This is a genomic window from Syntrophobotulus glycolicus DSM 8271 (assembly GCF_000190635.1).
Taxonomy (GTDB): Bacteria; Bacillota; Desulfitobacteriia; order Desulfitobacteriales; family Syntrophobotulaceae; genus Syntrophobotulus; species Syntrophobotulus glycolicus.
Genome location: NC_015172.1, coordinates 595,642 through 613,159 on the forward strand (window position 1 = coordinate 595,642; position 17,518 = coordinate 613,159).

The following is a 17,518-nucleotide window of genomic DNA, read 5'->3' on the forward strand; positions in this document are numbered from 1 at the left end:
GAGGGTAGCGGATGGCAATCTCGACGAAGAACGTACAGAGAAAAATATTGGGCAATACCGATGTCCTGGCGGCATTCGGCATAGTCGGAATTGTAATCATGATGGTTATCCCGGTCCCGACCACAGTCATGGATATTTTGATTGCCCTCAATATCACCGGCTCCGTGCTTATCCTGATGCTGGCTGTTTTCACCAAAGATCCTCTGGAGTTTTCCGTGTTGCCGGCCTTATTGCTGACCATGACTCTCTTTCGCCTGGCGCTGAACATCTCGACGGCACGTTTGATTCTGCTTGATGCCGATGCCGGAGATATTATTCAGCAGTTCGGCCTTTTTGTCATCAGGGATAACGCAGTGGTCGGTTTTATTGTATTTTGCATTTTGGTCATCGTTCAGTTTATCGTGATCACCAAGGGCGCGGAGCGCGTTTCGGAAGTAGCGGCCCGTTTTACTCTTGATGCCATGCCGGGAAAACAGATGAGTATTGATGCCGATCTGAACGCGGGAATGATCACGGATGAACAGGCCCGGACACGCAGGAGAGCAATCCAGCAGGAAGCTGATTTCTACGGCTCCATGGATGGGGCCAGTAAGTTTGTCAAAGGCGATGCCATTGCAGCGATCATTATTCTTTTTATCAATATTATCGGCGGTTTGATTACCGGGGTCGTGATGAAAGGCAATTCCATAACCGAGGCCCTGCATATCTACACGATTCTGACCATCGGGGATGGTCTTGTCACCCAGATTCCGGCCTTGCTGATCTCAACGGCGACAGGTCTTGTGGTGACCCGGGCGGCATCGGAAGCCAATTTCGGAGAAGAACTGGCCAAACAGCTTTTCCGTATCCCCAAGGCCCTTTATCTGACCGCCAGTGTCTTAGTTGTTCTTGCTGTTCTTGGTCTGCCCCGCTTTCCCATGTTTCTGCTGGCCGCTCTTTCCGCGGGGGCCGGTTATTATTTGCAAAAGAATACGACCGCGACAGCCGAACAGGAAACAGCGGCCGCAAAAGCTACCGAGATAGAAGAAATCAAAAAACCGGAAAATGTGATGAATGTTCTCCATGTTGATTGCATGGAGTTAGAAATCGGCTATGCGCTGATCCCTTTGGTTGATGCCGGTCAGGGCGGGGATATCCTTGATCGGATTGTCCTGATCCGCAGACAGGTGGCCAATGAACTGGGTTTCATTGTTCCCGTGGTTCGGGTCAGGGATAATATGAACCTGAAGCCCAATCAGTATCTGATCAAAATTAAGGGGGCGGAGGTGGCTTCCGGAGAATTATTGGCCGATCATTATATGTCGATCAGTTCCGGTATTGAAGATGATTCGATTCCGGGGACTCCGACGAAAGAGCCGGCTTTTGGGCTTGATGCCAAGTGGATCAATGCCTCATACAGGGAACAGGCCGAGATGTCCGGATATACCGTGGTGGACGCGCCCACGGTCCTGGCCACCCATCTTACCGAAGTGATTAAGTCCCATGCCTATGAGATTTTAAACAGACAAGATGTCAAAAAGCTCGTCGATCATATTAAAGAACAGGCTCCCGCCGTAGTGGAAGAGCTGATCCCCGATTTGCTCAGTCTTAGCCAGGTACATAAAGTTCTCTCAAATCTTCTGCGGGAAAGGGTATCGATCAAGGATTTGGCGACGGTGCTTGAGGCTCTGGCCGATAACTCCGCGCTGACCAAGGATATAGACCGCCTGACCGAGCATGTCAGACAAGCCCTGTCCCGGCAGATCGTCCAGCCATTATTGGATGAGCAGAAAAAGCTGAAAGTATTGACATTAGATCCGGTGATTGAACAAATGATCCTGGATCATTTAAAACCTTCGGATTATGGGGCATATGTCAATCTGGACCCGCAAGTGATTCAAAAGCTGATTCAAGTTATTGCGGTTCAGGTGGAAAAAATCATGCTTAAAGGCCATAGCCCGATTATTCTTTGTGCACCGGTTGTCAGGATCAATCTCAAGAGAATGATGGAAAGACAGCTTCCCCATATCGTATTTCTTTCTTATAATGAACTTGTACCGGGTATTGAAGTTGAGGCCTTAGGAATGGTGGTAATGAACAATGAGAGTTAAACGTTTTGTTGGGGAAAGCATCACCGATACCATGAACAAAGTGAAACGGGATTTGGGTGCCGATGCTGTCATTATCCAGACCAGAAAGATCAAAGAAGGCGGCTTTTTAGGGTTTTTCGCTAAAACAAAAGTAGAGATTACAGCAGTTTTGGAAGAAAAGAACAAAACATTGAAAAAAGAAAGCCACCGGGAGAACAAGCCTTTGGTCAGTGCGGGGTTAGTCAAAAGAGCGTATGAAACAGTTCAGGGAACAAAAAACGGTCCGGGACGAGAAACTCAAGGGCGAGAAACTCAAGGACAAGAAACAAATGCCCAGATGGAACTGAAACAGATGCGTACCATGCTGCAGGAGATCAGGGGCCATATTGTGAAGAATGACGGAGAAAAACAGCCGCTCCCTCTTCCCATGCAGAAGTATTACGGATTTTTGAAGGAAAAAGGGCTGAGCGAAGGAATGATCCAGTATCTTTGCGAAAACCTGTCCGCTTCATTAGGAGAAAAACAGCTCGAAAACAAAGAAGTCGTGCTTGATGTTTTGCGCAGGCAAATCATGAAAATCTGTTCCAACACGGATATCATCAAGCCAAAAAGTTCTGAAACAATGGTTGTGGCCTTAATCGGCCCGACCGGTGTAGGCAAGACAACGACGATCGGTAAGCTGGCGGCAGGGTTCAGCATCATTGACAGGCGTAAGGTAGCCCTGGTTACGGCAGATACATACAGAGTAGCGGCGGTTGAACAACTTCGGACCTTTGGAGAGATTATCGGTGTTCCGGTTGAAATCGCGATGACCCCTGATGACTTGCAAGAAGCCATTAAGAGGCATTCGGACAAAGAGCTGGTCTTTATCGATACGGCCGGACGCAGCCCCCATCACGAGGCCCATATGTCCGAGCTCCAGAAGTTTCTGGAAAAGGCGTCTCCTGATCTGACCATGCTGGTGATGAGTGTGACGACCAATGCTGATGATCAGGCCAAAGTCCTGGAAAAGTTTAAGAAATATTCGACTCATCTCATTTTGACCAAACTTGATGAGAGTACACATCTGGGCTCAATTCTTGATTTGGTTACAAAAACGCCGCTGCCTATTGCCTATTTGACGAATGGACAAAATGTTCCAGATGATATTGAAGCGGCGACTCCGGAAAAACTGGCTCAATCTATATTGGGGGAGGGCTAAGCTAATGAATGATCAGGCAAGCACTCTGCGCAGCATGGTCAGTCAGAGGGATGCCGGGACACACAATAACATGAGAGTTATTGCGGTCGGCAGCGGCAAAGGAGGAGTGGGCAAGACAAGCTTTGTTGTCAACCTTGCGATCGCGCTTTCTGAGCTCAATTACCGGGTCATTGTCTTAGATGGGGACCTGGGGCTGGCAAATGTGGATGTCGTATTTGGAATGACGGCAAAATATAGTATTCGACACTTGCTTTCCGGGGAAAAGAGAATTGAGGACATCTTGTGTCCTGTGAAAAGGGGAATCAAAGTGCTTCCCGGTGCCTCAGGCATGTTTGAGCTTGCCAACCTGGACCGGGGACAGCTGAAAAATGTGCTTGTCAATCTCGGACGGCTGGAAAAAATGGCCGATGTTCTGCTGATTGATACCGGAGCGGGATTAGGTCATACTGTGCTCAATTTTCTTTGCGCTTCGGATGAGGTTATCGTGATCACGACACCGGAGCCTCCGGCAATGGCTGATGCCTATGGACTGTTAAAGTCGTTGAAAGGACAGCAGGAACAGCTTAACCTCAAGATTGTGATCAACAGAATTCATCATGAATCTGAGGCTGAGATTTGTTTTGAGAAACTTGAACATGCCGCTAAAAAATTTTTAGGACTGAGGGTGAATCTTTTAGGCTGGATTTATGATGATCCTCTCATGGGGAAATCAATTATGGAGCAATATCCTTTAGGTCTGGCCAATCCCGAAAGTCTTGCTTACAAGTATATCCAATGGATCGCTGGAAATGTGACCGGGATGGATCAACGGCCGCCATCCTCAAGCGGGGGGATAAGGAAATTGATTTTTTCCATTCTGAAAAACTGAACAAATAGAGGTGGATTTGATGCTTTACGAAGAGAAAATCTATGAAGGACTGTCAATAGAGCTTTTTGTTGACAATGGTCCTTACCAGGGCAGGTACCGGACAAAAATTGAAGAGGTCGGAAAAGCAATTTTATCCATTGGTGTTCCTTTTTCTGATGGACAATACCTTCCTTTGCGCGAAGGGACAAAATTGGAAATCGAGTTTGTCGATCACATCAGTGCTTATCATTTTAGGTCAATCCTTCTAAGAAGATTTTTAGCACCGGTTCCCACACTAATGATTGAATACCCGAAGTCTATCAATAAGATTCAGAGAAGAAAGCATGTGCGGATCCCTGTAGTCAGTTCCATTACGTATCAAATCATCGGCAAAGAAGGCTTAAGTGAGGAAAATACCGGATATCTTATTGATTTGAGCGGGGGAGGGCTAAAGTTCGTTTCGGAAGAAAAGCTGGAGATGAATGATCTGTTATTGGCTAAAATCAAGACCTATCATGAGGAATTGGATTTGCCGGTCAAGGTCGTAAGGCTGATTGAGGAAGAGAGTAAGAAATATAAGATTTCAGTTGAATATCAGGAGATATCTGAAAAAACGAGGGATAAAATCATTGCCTATATTTTTGAGGTCCAAAGAGAATTGAGACGGAAAGGGCTAATATGAAATGGAGTTAACCGCTATCCAGTTTGAAGTACTGAAGGAAATAGGAAATATTGGTTCCGGGCATGCCGCGACTTCCCTCTCTGATCTGCTTCAAGCCAGAATTAACATGGAAGTGCCCAAGGTTTTGCTTGTCCCGCTGGAGAAGATCACAGAATTTCTGGGTGACGGAGATTCCGTATGTGTAGCGTTGTATCTGAGAATAGAGGGAGAAATTTCCGGTAAAGCGGTGTTTATCTTATCTGTGCAAGGCGCGGAGGAAATTGCGCGCAGACTGCTGAGCCTCTCCCGGCCTCCGGAACTTTTTCATGATGAAATCGCCCAGTCGGCGCTGAAAGAAGTCGGAAATATTTTAGTCAGCTCGTTTGTTATCGCGATTACCCAGTTTACCGGGGTAAAGCTTTTGCCTTCGGTTCCTGCGATAGCCATAGATATGACGGGCGCAATTTTGGATGCGATTTTGCTGGAAGAAGGGGAAATGGATGATTACACCCTGCTCATTGATACCAAGTTAACCGGACTTAAAGATATGGAAGGGAAGTTCTTATTTATTCCAAATCAAGGATCATTAGAAATATTATTGGGAGCCTTTGGAGTATGAGCATAACAATTGTTGTTGGGATGGCGGATTATAAAGTAGGCAGGTCTCCGGATAAGATCATGACGGCTGGCCTTGGCTCCTGTATCGGAATTTGTTTATACGATTCGATGTCTAAAATCGGAGGTATGGCCCATATCATGCTTCCAGAGTCCAAGAATATGAAAGGCTCACCGGCGAAATACGCCGATACTTGTATGGTCCTGTTACTGGAGGAGCTGATGAAGCAAGGAGCGTTGAAAAACCGGCTTAAGGCAAAGATTGCCGGCGGCGCCCAAATGTTTTCTTTTGCGGGGAAAGATCCGATCATGAAAATTGGAGAGAGAAATGCGCAAGCGGTGCAGAGATTATTGACTGAAATGCACATTCCTCTTTTGGCATCCGATGTCGGAGGAACCTTTGGACGGACAATCAACTTTGATATTCAGACCGGCAACCTCCATATTAAGACGATTAATTATGGTGAAAAGGTGATCTAATGCACTCTGAAAACGAGCAATTGGAAAAGTGGTTTTTCCGGCTTGCCGCGGCAAGTTTTTTAGCTGCGGGGTCAATCAGTATTCTGATCGGGGAAAAAATCAGCAAGGTTTTGCTGAGGGCGGTCGTTGCCTTTGCCGTGATTCTGATCTTATGTAAAGCTTTGCTTTTTGTCTGGAAAGCGATTTCTCCCAAGCAATCTGCGGAAGGTAAAGAAAAAAACTCTAGATTTGACATCATCGTGGGAGAAAACACTAGCATGGAACAGCTGGCGGCGACAGCTCTTCCCAAACAGGGAGTTGCCGGGCAGATTAACTTTGATGAGGAAACAGGGATGCCTGATCCGCAAACCCAGGCCGACATCATCAAGAAGATGGGATGGGGTGAAGAAGATCATGTACAATAATCAATACCATGCCATGGCCCGCGGTAATTTATCAGAAGAATATATTGATCAGTATTTGCCTCTGGTCAAACGGCTTGCAGGGAGACTGGCGATGTCACTGCCGTCTCATATTGAAGAGGAAGACCTGATCGGCTACGGTGTGTTCGGCTTAATCGATGCTTTGCAAAAGTATGAACCCTCAAGGGGAGTAAAATTTGAAACCTATGCCTCTCTGAGAATCCGGGGAGCGATGATTGACGGCCTGAGGTCGATGGATTGGGTGCCTCATTCGGCAAGGCAGAAGGTCAAAAAGGTCAGACAGGCCTACATAGACTTGGAGAACCTTCAGGGACGGACACCATCGATCGAAGAGGTGGCGGGCTTTTTAGAGATACAGTTAGAGGAATTGCACACCACTCTTCTGCACGGGCAGTACATGACACTGGTGTCCATGGATCAGCTGCTGGACGGCCATTCCGGTGATTCCGGCATTTCTCCCGTGGACTTAATTATTGATGCTGAGGCCCAGGAATCCTTTAATAATATAGAGAAAGAAGAGCAGAAGCAGATCTTGGCCCGGGAGATAGAAAAGCTGTCGGAAAAGGAGAAATTGGTTATCGCCATGTATTACCGCGAAGAAATGACCCTGAAAGAAATCGCCGCGGTGATGAACCTTTCGGAATCAAGAATTTCCCAGATCCATTCCCAGGCGATTTTAAGGCTGCGGGGATATTTAGGGAGACAAAAAAAGAATATTCTCTGAGATCATCCCTAAAGTATAGGGATGATTTTTTCGATATAGGGGTTAGATTGTCAACTGAGGGGGTGAATTAATGAATGCGGCGGAAGTTCTTTCGACATTGAGTGTGGACAGCGGTAAATCTGAGTATGGCCGGAAGCAAGGCGAAGGTTCAGGAATAGACGGAACGCTCTTTGCCATGCTTTTAGGCAGTCTGCTCACAAATCAGGGAGAGTTGAAAGAACAGAATGAAGATGTTCAGGGTTATGCTCTTGCGGGAGAGATGTTTGGAAACGGAGCATATTCTCAATTTCTTCAGCGTATTTCACCGGCGGGCATGGAGGCCGATTCCGGGAAAACCGGCCGGAATTCCATTCAGGATTATCTGACAAAGCTCACAGGAGAATTGCTTCTGAACCCGATTCAGTTTCAGGGAACCGAAGCAGACGGCGGAGCTCAGATAGTCGGCGATTCGAATTTCCTGGCCGGGTTAGCAGATGCCGTTAAAACAGGGAGTGTTGCAACGGGATCAGGAGAGGGAGTATCCCTCGATTTTTCGGAGTTGGAAAAATATATTGGTATCCTTAATCAGGTTGAAAAATTATCCGGGAAACTGGAACTGAAGGCAGGAGGAGAACCTCGGCAGAGCGCTCAAGCTCCGGTCAATAATCAAGATCAGTCCGGGGATTCCGCTTTTGCGACAGTGGCGATATTCTCCGGGGAAAAATCCGATGACCTGACGGTCAAAGGCAATCAAGCCCGGACAGACAACCAGGTTTGGACAGAGAATCAGGCTGGGACGGAGAATCAAGTCCGGGTAGAAAATCAGCTGCAGGCAGAAAGTCAGGTCCGGATGGATAAGCAAGCTTCGACAGGCGACAAAGACTGGACGGACAGCGACAGCCAGGCAGAGACGAATGACCAGGCAGGGACTGATCGGACACGGGCAGATCACCGGGTTCAGACGGATAATTCCGTTCAGATAAACAACCAGGCATTATTCAAACATAATGAAGCGGTACTTACGGCCTTAACCAATCCGGCCAAGCTTTGGGCGCAAGTCCTGGAAGCTGTTCATGCCCAAAGAGGCACAGGAAACAGGGAAGTCAATGAGATTTCTCTTCAATTGCAGCCGGAGGAATTAGGAAAGCTGCATGTTTCCATGAAAATGGAAAATGGGCAGCTCCATATGATCATCAATGCTTCGGAACAAGCGACCGGGGCTTTTATCCAGAACCACATGGCGGAGCTGAAGGAGAGCCTGTCGCAGGCAGGGATTGAATGCGGTGCTATGCAGATGGGGTTAGGCTCGGAAAACGATAAAAAACAGAATTGGAACGACGGCCAGAGCGGCGGCAGGCAGTTTAGGGCTGCCGAAGAACAGGAATCCGCCAGGACTTTCAGTATGATGGGATATGGGCTGTCTGCTCCCGTTCATGAACAGGGAAGCATAAATGTCAGTGTTTAGTAAGGTTACGGACTGGAGGCAAGACAATGAGCATGGTGAACGGAGCATATTCGATCGGGACGACAGGTTCCGGCGGCAGCGATACCGTCACAAGCACTGCTTCAAAGGATTTGGGAAAAAACGATTTTCTTCAGCTTCTTGTGGCACAGCTTAAATATCAGGACCCCATGTCGCCGATGGACAATACCCAATTTGTTTCGCAAATGGCCCAGTTCAGCGCTTTGGAACAGATGACCAATGTCGCCGATGCGATCGTCACTCTGACTTCCCTGTACAGCCAGTCCCTGCTGTATCAAGGTTCGGCCATGATCGGCAAGACGGCGGCTTACCAGGCCGGCAGTGAAGGCCAGGAGCTGACGACGGGCAAAGTGAATTCAATAAGGATTCAGGATAATGTCCTGCAGGTACAGGTCGACGATCAGTGGGTTGACCTGGGGAATATTTTGCAGGTCAGTGAATAGGCCGAGGTTGAGCAGATCAAAAGGTGAAAGACAAACAGTGATTGAGATCATTGCAAAAAAAGTTCTTTAGCGGGAGGAATACCAGAGATGATGCGTTCATTGTACTCAGCCATTTCAGGGCTGAAAAACGAACAGATCGCCATGGATGTGATCGGCAACAATATTGCCAATGTGAATACCGTAGGGTATAAGTACTCAAGGACAGGATTTTCCACCATGCTGTCCCAAAGCATGCGCGGAGCTTCGGCCCCGGATACGGCAGACCCTTCGACATATGGGGGGACAGACGGGATTCAGATCGGTTTGGGTTCAGCAATCGGTTCTATTGACCAGATCATGACCCAGGGCGGTTCTCAAAGCACGGGAAAAAATACGGATCTGATGCTTCAGGGAGAAGGATTCTTTATGCTGCAGGACAGCAACGGAAATGTCTACCTCTCCCGCAACGGGAATTTTAAAACAGATGGCGCCGGTAATCTTGTCGATGCTTCCACAGGGTTTATTGTACAGGGATATGAGAATGACGGATCCGATCCGTGGGATACTCTGGCAAATATTAATTTAGCGATTGGAAGGTCAGACCCGGAAGGCGGGACTAATACCTTATCCAGTTTTGAAATCAATTCCCAGGGGATCATCATGGGAACATTTACCGATTCTGACTCTACTGACGGTACTACAGATCCGGCTTATACCGTGCCTCTTTATCAAATTGCTGTCGCGACATGCAATAACCCTTCAGGCTTGACACCGGTAGGCAATAATTATTACCAGGAAAGTCCCAACTCAGGGGAGGTAAAGATCAATGTGGCCGGGGAAAACGGCAATAGATCGATTAGCACCGGCTGCTTGGAGATGTCAAATGTTAACCTTTCAGAGCAGTTTACGGACATGATTGTCACCCAGCGCGGTTTCCAAGCCAATTCCAGGGTTATTACCGTATCGGACAGCATGCTGCAGGAGCTTGTGGATCTCAAACGCCAGTAGGGTGTTGAAGGAGCTTTGTAAATCCTTTTGACTGCTGTTTGGCTGAAAAGAAGGATTTTGCTTCGAGAAGGAGAACAATTTAAGGAGTGCAATCATGCGCATATCTGCTGAATATATGAATCTTCTGCAAAGCCGCTTGGATATGGTCGGGAATAATTTGGCGAATGCCAATACCACGGCGTTTAAACAACAGCTCCTTTCTGAGGAGGAAGGGATGGACACCCAGGAGCTCAGCAAAAGCAGGGCCATGTACGGCGGTGTGGCGCCGGGGATTGCCGCAGACCAGACCGCCCTTCCGGTCTACAACGGGAATCGCTTTGATTTCTCCCAGGGGACGCTGGTTCAGTCTGATCAGCCTCAGAATATGGCGATCAGCGGGGAAGGCTTTTTTCAGGTGGCAGCGGCAAACGGCAGGACCGGCTATACAAGAGCGGGAAATTTCGGTCCTGACGGCAATGGCAGGATCGTCAATCCTCAGGGCCTATTGTTGGAGCTGGGAGCTGAAATCCCGGAAAATGCCTCCGATCTTTCCATCGGCAGTGACGGAAAAATCACGGCGGTAGTTGATGATGAGCTGACTGAGCTTGGTCAATTGACGCTGGCAAGATTTGAAAATCCTCACGGATTGCAGCAGGCCGGAGATGACATTTATTTGGAAACGGATCAATCCGGACCGCCTCTTACAGGAAATCCGGGAACGGAGGGTTTCGGGCAAATTCAAGGAGGTATGCTGGAACGGTCAAATACCGACACGGCCAAGGCCATGAGCAATATGATTGAAGCCCAGAGAGCGTACCAGATTGAAATCGGCATCACCAAAGATCAGGATCAAATGATCGCAGAGGCAATTGCGCTTAGGGGGTAAGTGATGAATAACTGGTTGGATACCAGGGTTTTAAATATTCTTGAAGGCGGACTGGATGGCTTGAGCCTGCGCAATAAAGTGCTGGCGGATAATATTGCCAATGTTGACACTCCGAACTTTAAAAAATCGGATGTCAATTTTGAGGCGGTTCTTCAGGAGGCCATCGGCGAGGATCAGGCTTTGCCGATGAAGATGTCACTCCCCGGGCACCTGCCGGGAGTAGGCGCTTCTGCGGGAACGGTCGTACTCCAGGATAACAGTACGACCATCCGCAATGACGGCAATAATGTGGACGTTGATTTGGAAATGTCCAAGGTAGCGGAAAATACCCTCCATTACAATGCCTTGGCTCAGGCCCTGATTTCCCAGTTCACGATGTTAAAACAGGCGATGAGGGAATAAAAAGGATCTCATAACAGAATGGTGGTAAAAGATGATCAGAGGGCTATATACGGCGGCAGCCGGAATGCTGGCAAATAATCAGCAGAGTGATACGATCGACCAAAATATTGAGAACCTGAAAACACCGGGGTACAGGCAGGCCAGTGAAAAATTGCAGGCCTTCCCCGCTATGCTGGTGGAAAGAATGGAACCTTCGTCAACAGAACCGGTTGTGATGGAAAGGACGCCGATCGGGAGTCTGGGGACCGGAGTTCAGATTGAAAGCGTGATGTATCAGGATGGCCCGGGGATGCTCAGGGAGACAGGAAATCAAACGGATGTGGCGATAACCGCGAGAGGCTATTTTGCTGTTTCCACGCCGGATGGAGAAAGATATACGCGCAGCGGCCATTTTCTTTTGGATTCCGCGGGTGGCCTGCGCACGCCCAGTGGTTGTCCCGTTTTGGGACAAAACGGTCCGGTAGGTCCAATACCGGAAAACTTTGAGATTCGTGAAGACGGAACGATGATCAATAAAGAAGACAATATGGAAGTGGATCGCTTGAGATTGGTGGATATCCCGACAGAGGCCCTGCAGCGGGAAGGAGATACTCTTCTTTTCAGTTCAAGCGAGGGTGTTGTGGATATTCCCGCGGGTGAGGTCAGATTAAAACAAGGATATGTGGAAGAATCAAATGTCAACCTTAATGCTCAGATCGTGAAAATGCTCGAAGTGGTCAGATCATATTCGGCAAATCAGAAAGTGGTTCAGACCAATGATTCACTTCTCCAGAAAGCAGTAAATGAAATCGGCAAACTGGCGTAATTGGAGTAAGGTAATGCGGTGGTCGTAAGGAGGTGCTGGTTTGTCCTATCAGGCAGTCATATTTTCATTGGGGCAGGAAGAGTACGGGGTGCCGATCGAATCCGTACAAGAGATCACCAGGTTAAATGAAATTCATCCTGTGCCGAGTTCCCGATTATATTTTAGGACTGGTCAGTCTCAGGGGAAGCGCTTTGCCTCTGATCGACATGCATCAGAAATTTGGTCATAGCCGGGATGATCGTCCCAAGTTCGCGATTGTCACGGAAATCAATCATAATCTGATTGGGATGGGGGTTGATGAGGTCAAAGAGGTAAGAGTATTCGAACAGATCGATCCTCCTCCGCCCCTGCTCACCGCTCCATTTATCGGCGGGATTATTAATCTGAAAGACAGAATGATTGTTCAGATTATCCCTGAGCGCATTTTTAATGAAGATGAGTTAGGCAAAATCAATACAATGAACGAATGAAGAAATTCCCCTTGATTAAGGGGTAATTTTTTATAAATGGACAGAAAGATATTGGGATGTGAAGATGATGGACCTGGTGAACTATTACCGGCAGTTGTTCTTAATCAGCTGGCCAGCCTTTTGTCTCTTTCTGTCAATCATGATTTTTTTTGTTTATCGGTTTGCTTTGAGGATGAAAGCTTACCGTACCGGAGGCAAAAAGACCAAAGCTCTGATCAGGATGTGGGTCATGACCCTGATCTCACTGGCTGTGATGATTGTTTTTGGAACCATGTTTCTGACTGAACACGGGGAATGGCTGGAAAAGCCGGGCTATATGAAAGGGAAAATCAAAGAGATCAACAGTTCGGGAGAAAAAGCTGTTTTGACGATAGACGGTGCACAAAGCACTTTGGATCTATTTGCCGAAAAAAGTATTCAGGAAAAGCTTAATAAGGGAGATATTGTTGAATTATTCTATATCCCTGGGAAAAAAGTAATATATCAATGCAATTTTTTGACCGAAAAATCCGATTAGCGCATATAATATGGCTATAATGGGCTAATGATATAGGATAAAGAGATTCAGGACAGGGCTCAGGAAAAAACAAAAAATGATGACTGAAATCATATTGACTGATTATGCTATAATGGAATAGAGCTTAACCTTAAAAAAAGCTCAACGAAAGGAGAGTGAAATATTATGCGGATTCTTAAGGTAAATGAGAACACAGTGAGGATTTTTATATCATTTAGCGAGCTTTCAGCAAGAAATATTTCACTTGCCGATTTTTTTCAGCGCTCAGAAAGAACCGAACAGTTCTTTTGGGAGATAATTGGCAAAGCAAGAGAAGAAGTTAATTTTAATCTGGATCAGCCTTTTTGGATACAGGCGACAGTGGCTTCGGATGATGAATTTGTCATTACGGTGATCAAACAGGATGAACAAATTGAGGCCGAAATTAATCATATTATTCAAAATAACTTTAATGACAAGAAAAGTACGCCTAAAGTTTCGGTAAAGACAGCCAATTCGGATTGGGTATATGTTTTTTCCGACTTCGAAGATGTGCTGAATTGTTTAAGCCTGATTCCTGATGTGCCGCAGCTTAGCTCGGCCCTATACAAGTATGAACAGGAATATTTCCTCAGCTTGGGTAAGATGACTTCCTCCAGAAAGAGAAAGATCATGGAAGCGATCCTGGACGAATATGGGGAAGCGATTTTGCTGTCCGATATTTTCCTCAAGGAGCATGGAGAAACCATCATTAGTGAAAATGCGATTTCCAAGCTGAAAAAGATCGTTGAGGACAAGACTGTTATCTAAGCTTTAAACAGTAAGCTATTCCATTGAGCAGCAAAAAAGAACCTCTGATCCTTTAACCGGGATCTGAGGTTCATTAATTTACTGCGACTTTTCAGCCGTTCTGGCAAAAATATCCTTCAATATAAAGTTGCCTGATGCTTTTCAGGCAGGTAAAGCAAATAGTTTGCTTTTTAAAAGAAATAAGGTGATTTTCCTTGCCGCAAAAAAGACATTTTTTTCTGGGGTCTGGTAGAGGAGTCTTGAGATGGACCAGGTTGAAAGCGGTATTTTCTTCAGGTGCTACCATTAATGCTGCCCTCCGATAATCTTGTGTAATATTCAATCTTGAATCTATCAATATATTAAATGATCTGCTATGTCGAAAGCATGAATTTTAAAGAGGATGAAAAAATTTTTCAAAAAGAAGCGTACTCAGTTATGGTATAATGCATTTATTGTGAAAAACAGAGAATAGAACAGGGATCAGGATGTCATACTATAAGGATGTTATTCCAGCTGATTTTTTTAGAACTTGGATATTTTTATGATGCTTTTGAATATGAAATTAATCATATAAACGGATCAAGATCGGAAGAATGAAGTGGAGTGGAACAATTGCGAAGAAAAACAATCAAAATTTTGGCAGTAGTTCTGATGATCCTTGTTGCAGCAGGTACGTTAGGTTACTATTTTGTGTTTACAAAGCAGGACAATAATTTAGATATCGCCGACGACGGTTTTTTAAACAACAGGGTTAGTTTTTTACTGATCGGAGCGGACAAAAGACCTCAGGATCCGGGCTTTAATGCCGATTCCATTATTATGGCCAGTGTTGATCCCCAAAGCAAGATCATTTCCATGCTTTCTATCCCCAGAGATACCAGGGTCCGGCTTTCTGAGGATAACTTTGTCAAGATGAATTCTGTGCCCATGCTGGAGAGTACTTCTGTCCTCATGGACAAAGTGACGGAATTGACCGGTGTGCCCCTGCAAGGGTATATCATGACCAATTTTAATGGCTTTAAATCGATCATTGATACTCTGGGCGGTATTGATCTTTATGTCGAAAAAGATATGTATTATGAAACAGGAGACAACGAGGACGGTTATATCAATCTGAAACAGGGAGAGCAAAGGCTTAATGGCGAGCAGGCTCTGCAATACGCCCGTTTCAGGCACGATGCTCTGGCGGATATTTCCAGGACAGCCAGGCAGCAAAAAGTGCTGAGGGCTGTGGCTGATCAGTTGCTGCAAGTCAAGACCATAACCAGGCTTCCGGCATTAATCGCCCAATTTAAGGCGGCTGTTGAAACCAATCTGAGTTTAACCGATTTGTTGAGGATGGCCAAAGCAGCGGCAGCCTTCGACAGTTCCAATATTGTCGCTCAGACTTTACCGGGAGCATTTCTGGACTATGACGGAATCAGCTATTGGGAGGTTAACCCGGAGCAAACCAAAATTACCGTCCAAAATCTATTCTTGGGGATTACATCGGACAAGGTCATAGATAATGAGGTCATTGATCTGCTTGATCCGGGGATAAAAGCCCATATCAAGGTTCCGGGCAACCCTCAGGACCCCAACAGCAAAAAATCTCCCTCATACCAGGATTTTTTAAAAAATTATCCGCTTCCAAGCGCCACTGAACGTAAAAATGACTGAACAGACGCAAATGAACTGAATAGTTTTTAGGAATATTACGATATAATATTAAGTTCAGTTTATGTTTTTGTTAAACAAGGGGGGAGAAAAACTTGAAAGAAATAATTGCCCATGGGAAGTCCCTGGATGAGATTCGTGCAGAATGGGCAGAAAAGTGGGAATGTCAACCGGAGGACCTTGAACTGGAAGTAAAAGCAAAGCCGGGAATTTTTCATAAAAGTTGGACAGTACGGGTTGTTCTGAACGAACAGGCAGCGGCTGCCCCCCAGGAAACAGAGATCACTTGGGACGGAGAAAAATATAAGATTATCCCCGGTAAAGAGGTCGAAACCATTTATCCGTTTACACCGGCCGGCAGACTAAATCACGAAAATCAGGAATTATTTGAGGAGTATACAGTAACCAGAGGAGATTCTTTGGAGTTTTACCCTTTGATGAGAGAAGGCGGCCTCAAATGGAATCTCCAGGTTTCCCCTGACGGCAGCATGGCCGTTGCTTTTGTCAAACATGACCATGCCGGCAAATATATTTTTGTTGAAGAGATTCCCAATGAATCACGTTTTTATCTTGAAAAATATCTGCGCTGGGAACCATCTGAGGATAGGGGAGAAGTATGGGATGAAGAAAAGCTCAAAGAGGAATTAAAAGAAAATCAGATCATTCACGGAATAAAGCCGGATGCCTGGGCCAGAGTTCTGGCCGTCGAAGGAGCGGCCCAAGTGGTTATTGCGGAAGAAACCCCGGCGGTACCTACGATACACGCAAAATTGGAGGATTATATCGGGAAATCCTCCGACCAAATCAATGATGATGAAAAGATCGACTATTTTGCTTCCAAACTGAAGGTTTGCCAGGAGGGGGATCTCTTGGCCAAAAAAATTCCCGGGCAGGAAGGGACGCCGGGGATGAATATATTTGGGGATATCAGGCCCGTTGAAAAAATGATTGATTTTCAGTTCAAGCGAAAACAAAAGCAGAACGTTTGTTTTTCCGAAGATGGGCTGGAAGTCAGGGCCGCCTGTACAGGCACCCCGAAAAAATCTGACAATTACACGTATCATGTAGAAAATGTTTATATTCTGAATAATGATGTTGATCTAACGACGGGAAGCGTAGATTTCCCCGGGAATGTGATGATTAACGGAAATGTGCAGGAAGGACTTCATGTTTGTTCAGGAGGGACAGTCAGCCTTCAGGGGTCGGCCTCTAATGCGGTGATCAAAGCAGGGAGCGGGCTTTTAGTGAAAAATAACATTATTGCCAGCAAGATCATTGTCGGGGAGAAATATGTTTCACGCTCTCAGTACATAAAATTACTCAAAGACCTGACTGAAGACCTGGAGGATTGCGTCACCCAGGTGGAACAAATTGAAAGCAGCGCGGCAGGCAGAAATGTGCCGATTGGGCAGTTATTAAAAATTGTGCTGGAAAAGAATTTCCGGACTCTTCCCAAAAAAGCGGAGGAAGCGGAAAAGAGCCTGGCTGCGCAGGATGAACAGATGTCCGATAAAGAACTTGATATTGCCATAAAATCGATCAAGCATTTTGTGGTGGGAACCGGGCCTTTGCAAATGAAAAGTTTAACTTTCCTCAAAAGCTCATTCAAAGTTGTGGAAAATTTTGTGAAAATGGTCACCGATGTTGTTGCGGAGAATATCGTTTGTGATGTCAATTACGTCCAAAACTCCGACCTGAAATGTGCAGGGGATTTTGTCTGCAGGAAAGGTGTATATAATTCTACAATTAATGCAGAGGGCAAAGTTGATATTTTAGGAGTTTGCAGGGGCGGGGAAATATTCTGCGGCCAGGATGCCTATTTTAAGGAGCTGGGCGGGTCAAACATCAGCGCGACAGTCATTCGGGCCAACAAACAGAGTAAAATCAATGTTGATTATTGCAATTCAAATGTGATTTTTTACAGCGGCAAAGAGATCATCAGAATAGATGAAGATGTTCAAAAATTAAGTATTTATCGAGAAAACGGACTGCTCAAAGCAGATAAGCTGAAATGGGACAAGCAATCGTAAAACCACTTTTACCGGAAGCAGCGGTGATTTTTGAATACCCGCTGCTCTTTTTTTTATCAAGGCAGGATCACAAAGCTGAGGGCCGGAAGGA

At 46.1% G+C, this 17,518-nt stretch carries 18 protein-coding genes and 1 pseudogene; all 19 read left to right on the forward strand.

The window, feature by feature from the left end; all coding sequences use genetic code 11:
- Positions 1-11: 11 nt before the first annotated feature.
- On the forward strand, positions 12-2,090 hold the full coding sequence (gene flhA / locus SGLY_RS03145) for a flagellar biosynthesis protein FlhA (protein WP_013623844.1): 2,079 nt from the start codon (positions 12-14) through the stop codon (positions 2,088-2,090).
- Positions 2,080-3,270 carry a flagellar biosynthesis GTPase FlhF gene (flhF, locus tag SGLY_RS03150; protein WP_013623845.1) on the forward strand — a complete coding sequence of 397 codons (1,191 nt, stop codon included), beginning with the start codon at positions 2,080-2,082 and terminating at the stop codon, positions 3,268-3,270. The genes flhA and flhF overlap by 11 nt, the downstream gene beginning before the upstream one ends.
- Positions 3,271-3,274: 4 nt before the next feature.
- On the forward strand, positions 3,275-4,138 hold the full coding sequence (locus tag SGLY_RS03155; RefSeq protein WP_013623846.1) for a MinD/ParA family protein: 864 nt from the start codon (positions 3,275-3,277) through the stop codon (positions 4,136-4,138).
- Positions 4,139-4,157: 19 nt separating this feature from the next.
- Positions 4,158-4,799 (forward strand): flagellar brake protein, encoded by a 642-nt coding sequence (locus tag SGLY_RS03160; RefSeq protein WP_013623847.1) that lies wholly within the window; start codon positions 4,158-4,160, stop codon positions 4,797-4,799.
- A 1-nt stretch (position 4,800) separates the two neighbouring features.
- Positions 4,801-5,397, forward strand: a complete 597-nt coding sequence (locus SGLY_RS03165; RefSeq protein ID WP_013623848.1) for a chemotaxis protein CheC — start codon at positions 4,801-4,803, stop codon at positions 5,395-5,397.
- On the forward strand, positions 5,394-5,873 hold the full coding sequence (locus SGLY_RS03170) for a chemotaxis protein CheD (RefSeq protein WP_013623849.1): 480 nt from the start codon (positions 5,394-5,396) through the stop codon (positions 5,871-5,873). Before SGLY_RS03165 ends, SGLY_RS03170 begins: the two co-directional genes overlap by 4 nt.
- Positions 5,873-6,277, forward strand: coding sequence for a hypothetical protein (locus SGLY_RS03175; RefSeq protein WP_013623850.1), 405 nt, complete (start codon positions 5,873-5,875; stop codon positions 6,275-6,277). Before SGLY_RS03170 ends, SGLY_RS03175 begins: the two co-directional genes overlap by 1 nt.
- On the forward strand, positions 6,267-7,019 hold the full coding sequence (locus SGLY_RS03180; protein WP_041444572.1) for a FliA/WhiG family RNA polymerase sigma factor: 753 nt from the start codon (positions 6,267-6,269) through the stop codon (positions 7,017-7,019). Before SGLY_RS03175 ends, SGLY_RS03180 begins: the two co-directional genes overlap by 11 nt.
- A 70-nt stretch (positions 7,020-7,089) precedes the next feature.
- The gene (locus SGLY_RS03185) at positions 7,090-8,463 is read left to right on the forward strand and encodes a flagellar hook-length control protein FliK (RefSeq protein WP_013623852.1); all 1,374 of its coding nucleotides are present in this window, start codon (positions 7,090-7,092) and stop codon (positions 8,461-8,463) included.
- Between the two features lie 26 nt (positions 8,464-8,489).
- Positions 8,490-8,924, forward strand: a complete 435-nt coding sequence (locus SGLY_RS03190) for a flagellar hook capping FlgD N-terminal domain-containing protein (protein WP_013623853.1) — start codon at positions 8,490-8,492, stop codon at positions 8,922-8,924.
- 87 nt (positions 8,925-9,011) lie between these two features.
- Positions 9,012-9,911: a flagellar hook-basal body protein gene (locus tag SGLY_RS03195; RefSeq protein WP_013623854.1), complete on the forward strand. Its 900-nt coding sequence runs from the start codon at positions 9,012-9,014 to the stop codon at positions 9,909-9,911.
- Between the two features lie 94 nt (positions 9,912-10,005).
- On the forward strand, positions 10,006-10,776 hold the full coding sequence (locus tag SGLY_RS03200; protein ID WP_013623855.1) for a flagellar hook-basal body protein: 771 nt from the start codon (positions 10,006-10,008) through the stop codon (positions 10,774-10,776).
- 3 nt (positions 10,777-10,779) lie between these two features.
- Entirely contained in the window at positions 10,780-11,178 is a 399-nt protein-coding gene (gene flgB / locus SGLY_RS03205) for a flagellar basal body rod protein FlgB (protein ID WP_013623856.1), read from the forward strand.
- 31 nt (positions 11,179-11,209) lie between these two features.
- Positions 11,210-11,983, forward strand: coding sequence for a flagellar hook-basal body protein (locus tag SGLY_RS03210; RefSeq protein ID WP_013623857.1), 774 nt, complete (start codon positions 11,210-11,212; stop codon positions 11,981-11,983).
- A gap of 88 nt (positions 11,984-12,071) precedes the next feature.
- A pseudogene (locus tag SGLY_RS03215) lies at positions 12,072-12,360 on the forward strand (chemotaxis protein CheW); the annotation flags it as partial.
- A 157-nt stretch (positions 12,361-12,517) separates the two neighbouring features.
- Positions 12,518-12,970: a hypothetical protein gene (locus tag SGLY_RS03220; RefSeq protein ID WP_013623858.1), complete on the forward strand. Its 453-nt coding sequence runs from the start codon at positions 12,518-12,520 to the stop codon at positions 12,968-12,970.
- Between the two features lie 165 nt (positions 12,971-13,135).
- On the forward strand, positions 13,136-13,759 hold the full coding sequence (locus SGLY_RS03225; RefSeq protein WP_013623859.1) for an adaptor protein MecA: 624 nt from the start codon (positions 13,136-13,138) through the stop codon (positions 13,757-13,759).
- Positions 13,760-14,344: 585 nt separating this feature from the next.
- Positions 14,345-15,400: an LCP family protein gene (locus SGLY_RS03235; protein WP_427916601.1), complete on the forward strand. Its 1,056-nt coding sequence runs from the start codon at positions 14,345-14,347 to the stop codon at positions 15,398-15,400.
- Between the two features lie 92 nt (positions 15,401-15,492).
- Positions 15,493-17,427, forward strand: coding sequence for a FapA family protein (locus SGLY_RS03240; RefSeq protein WP_013623862.1), 1,935 nt, complete (start codon positions 15,493-15,495; stop codon positions 17,425-17,427).
- Positions 17,428-17,518 lie beyond the last annotated feature (91 nt).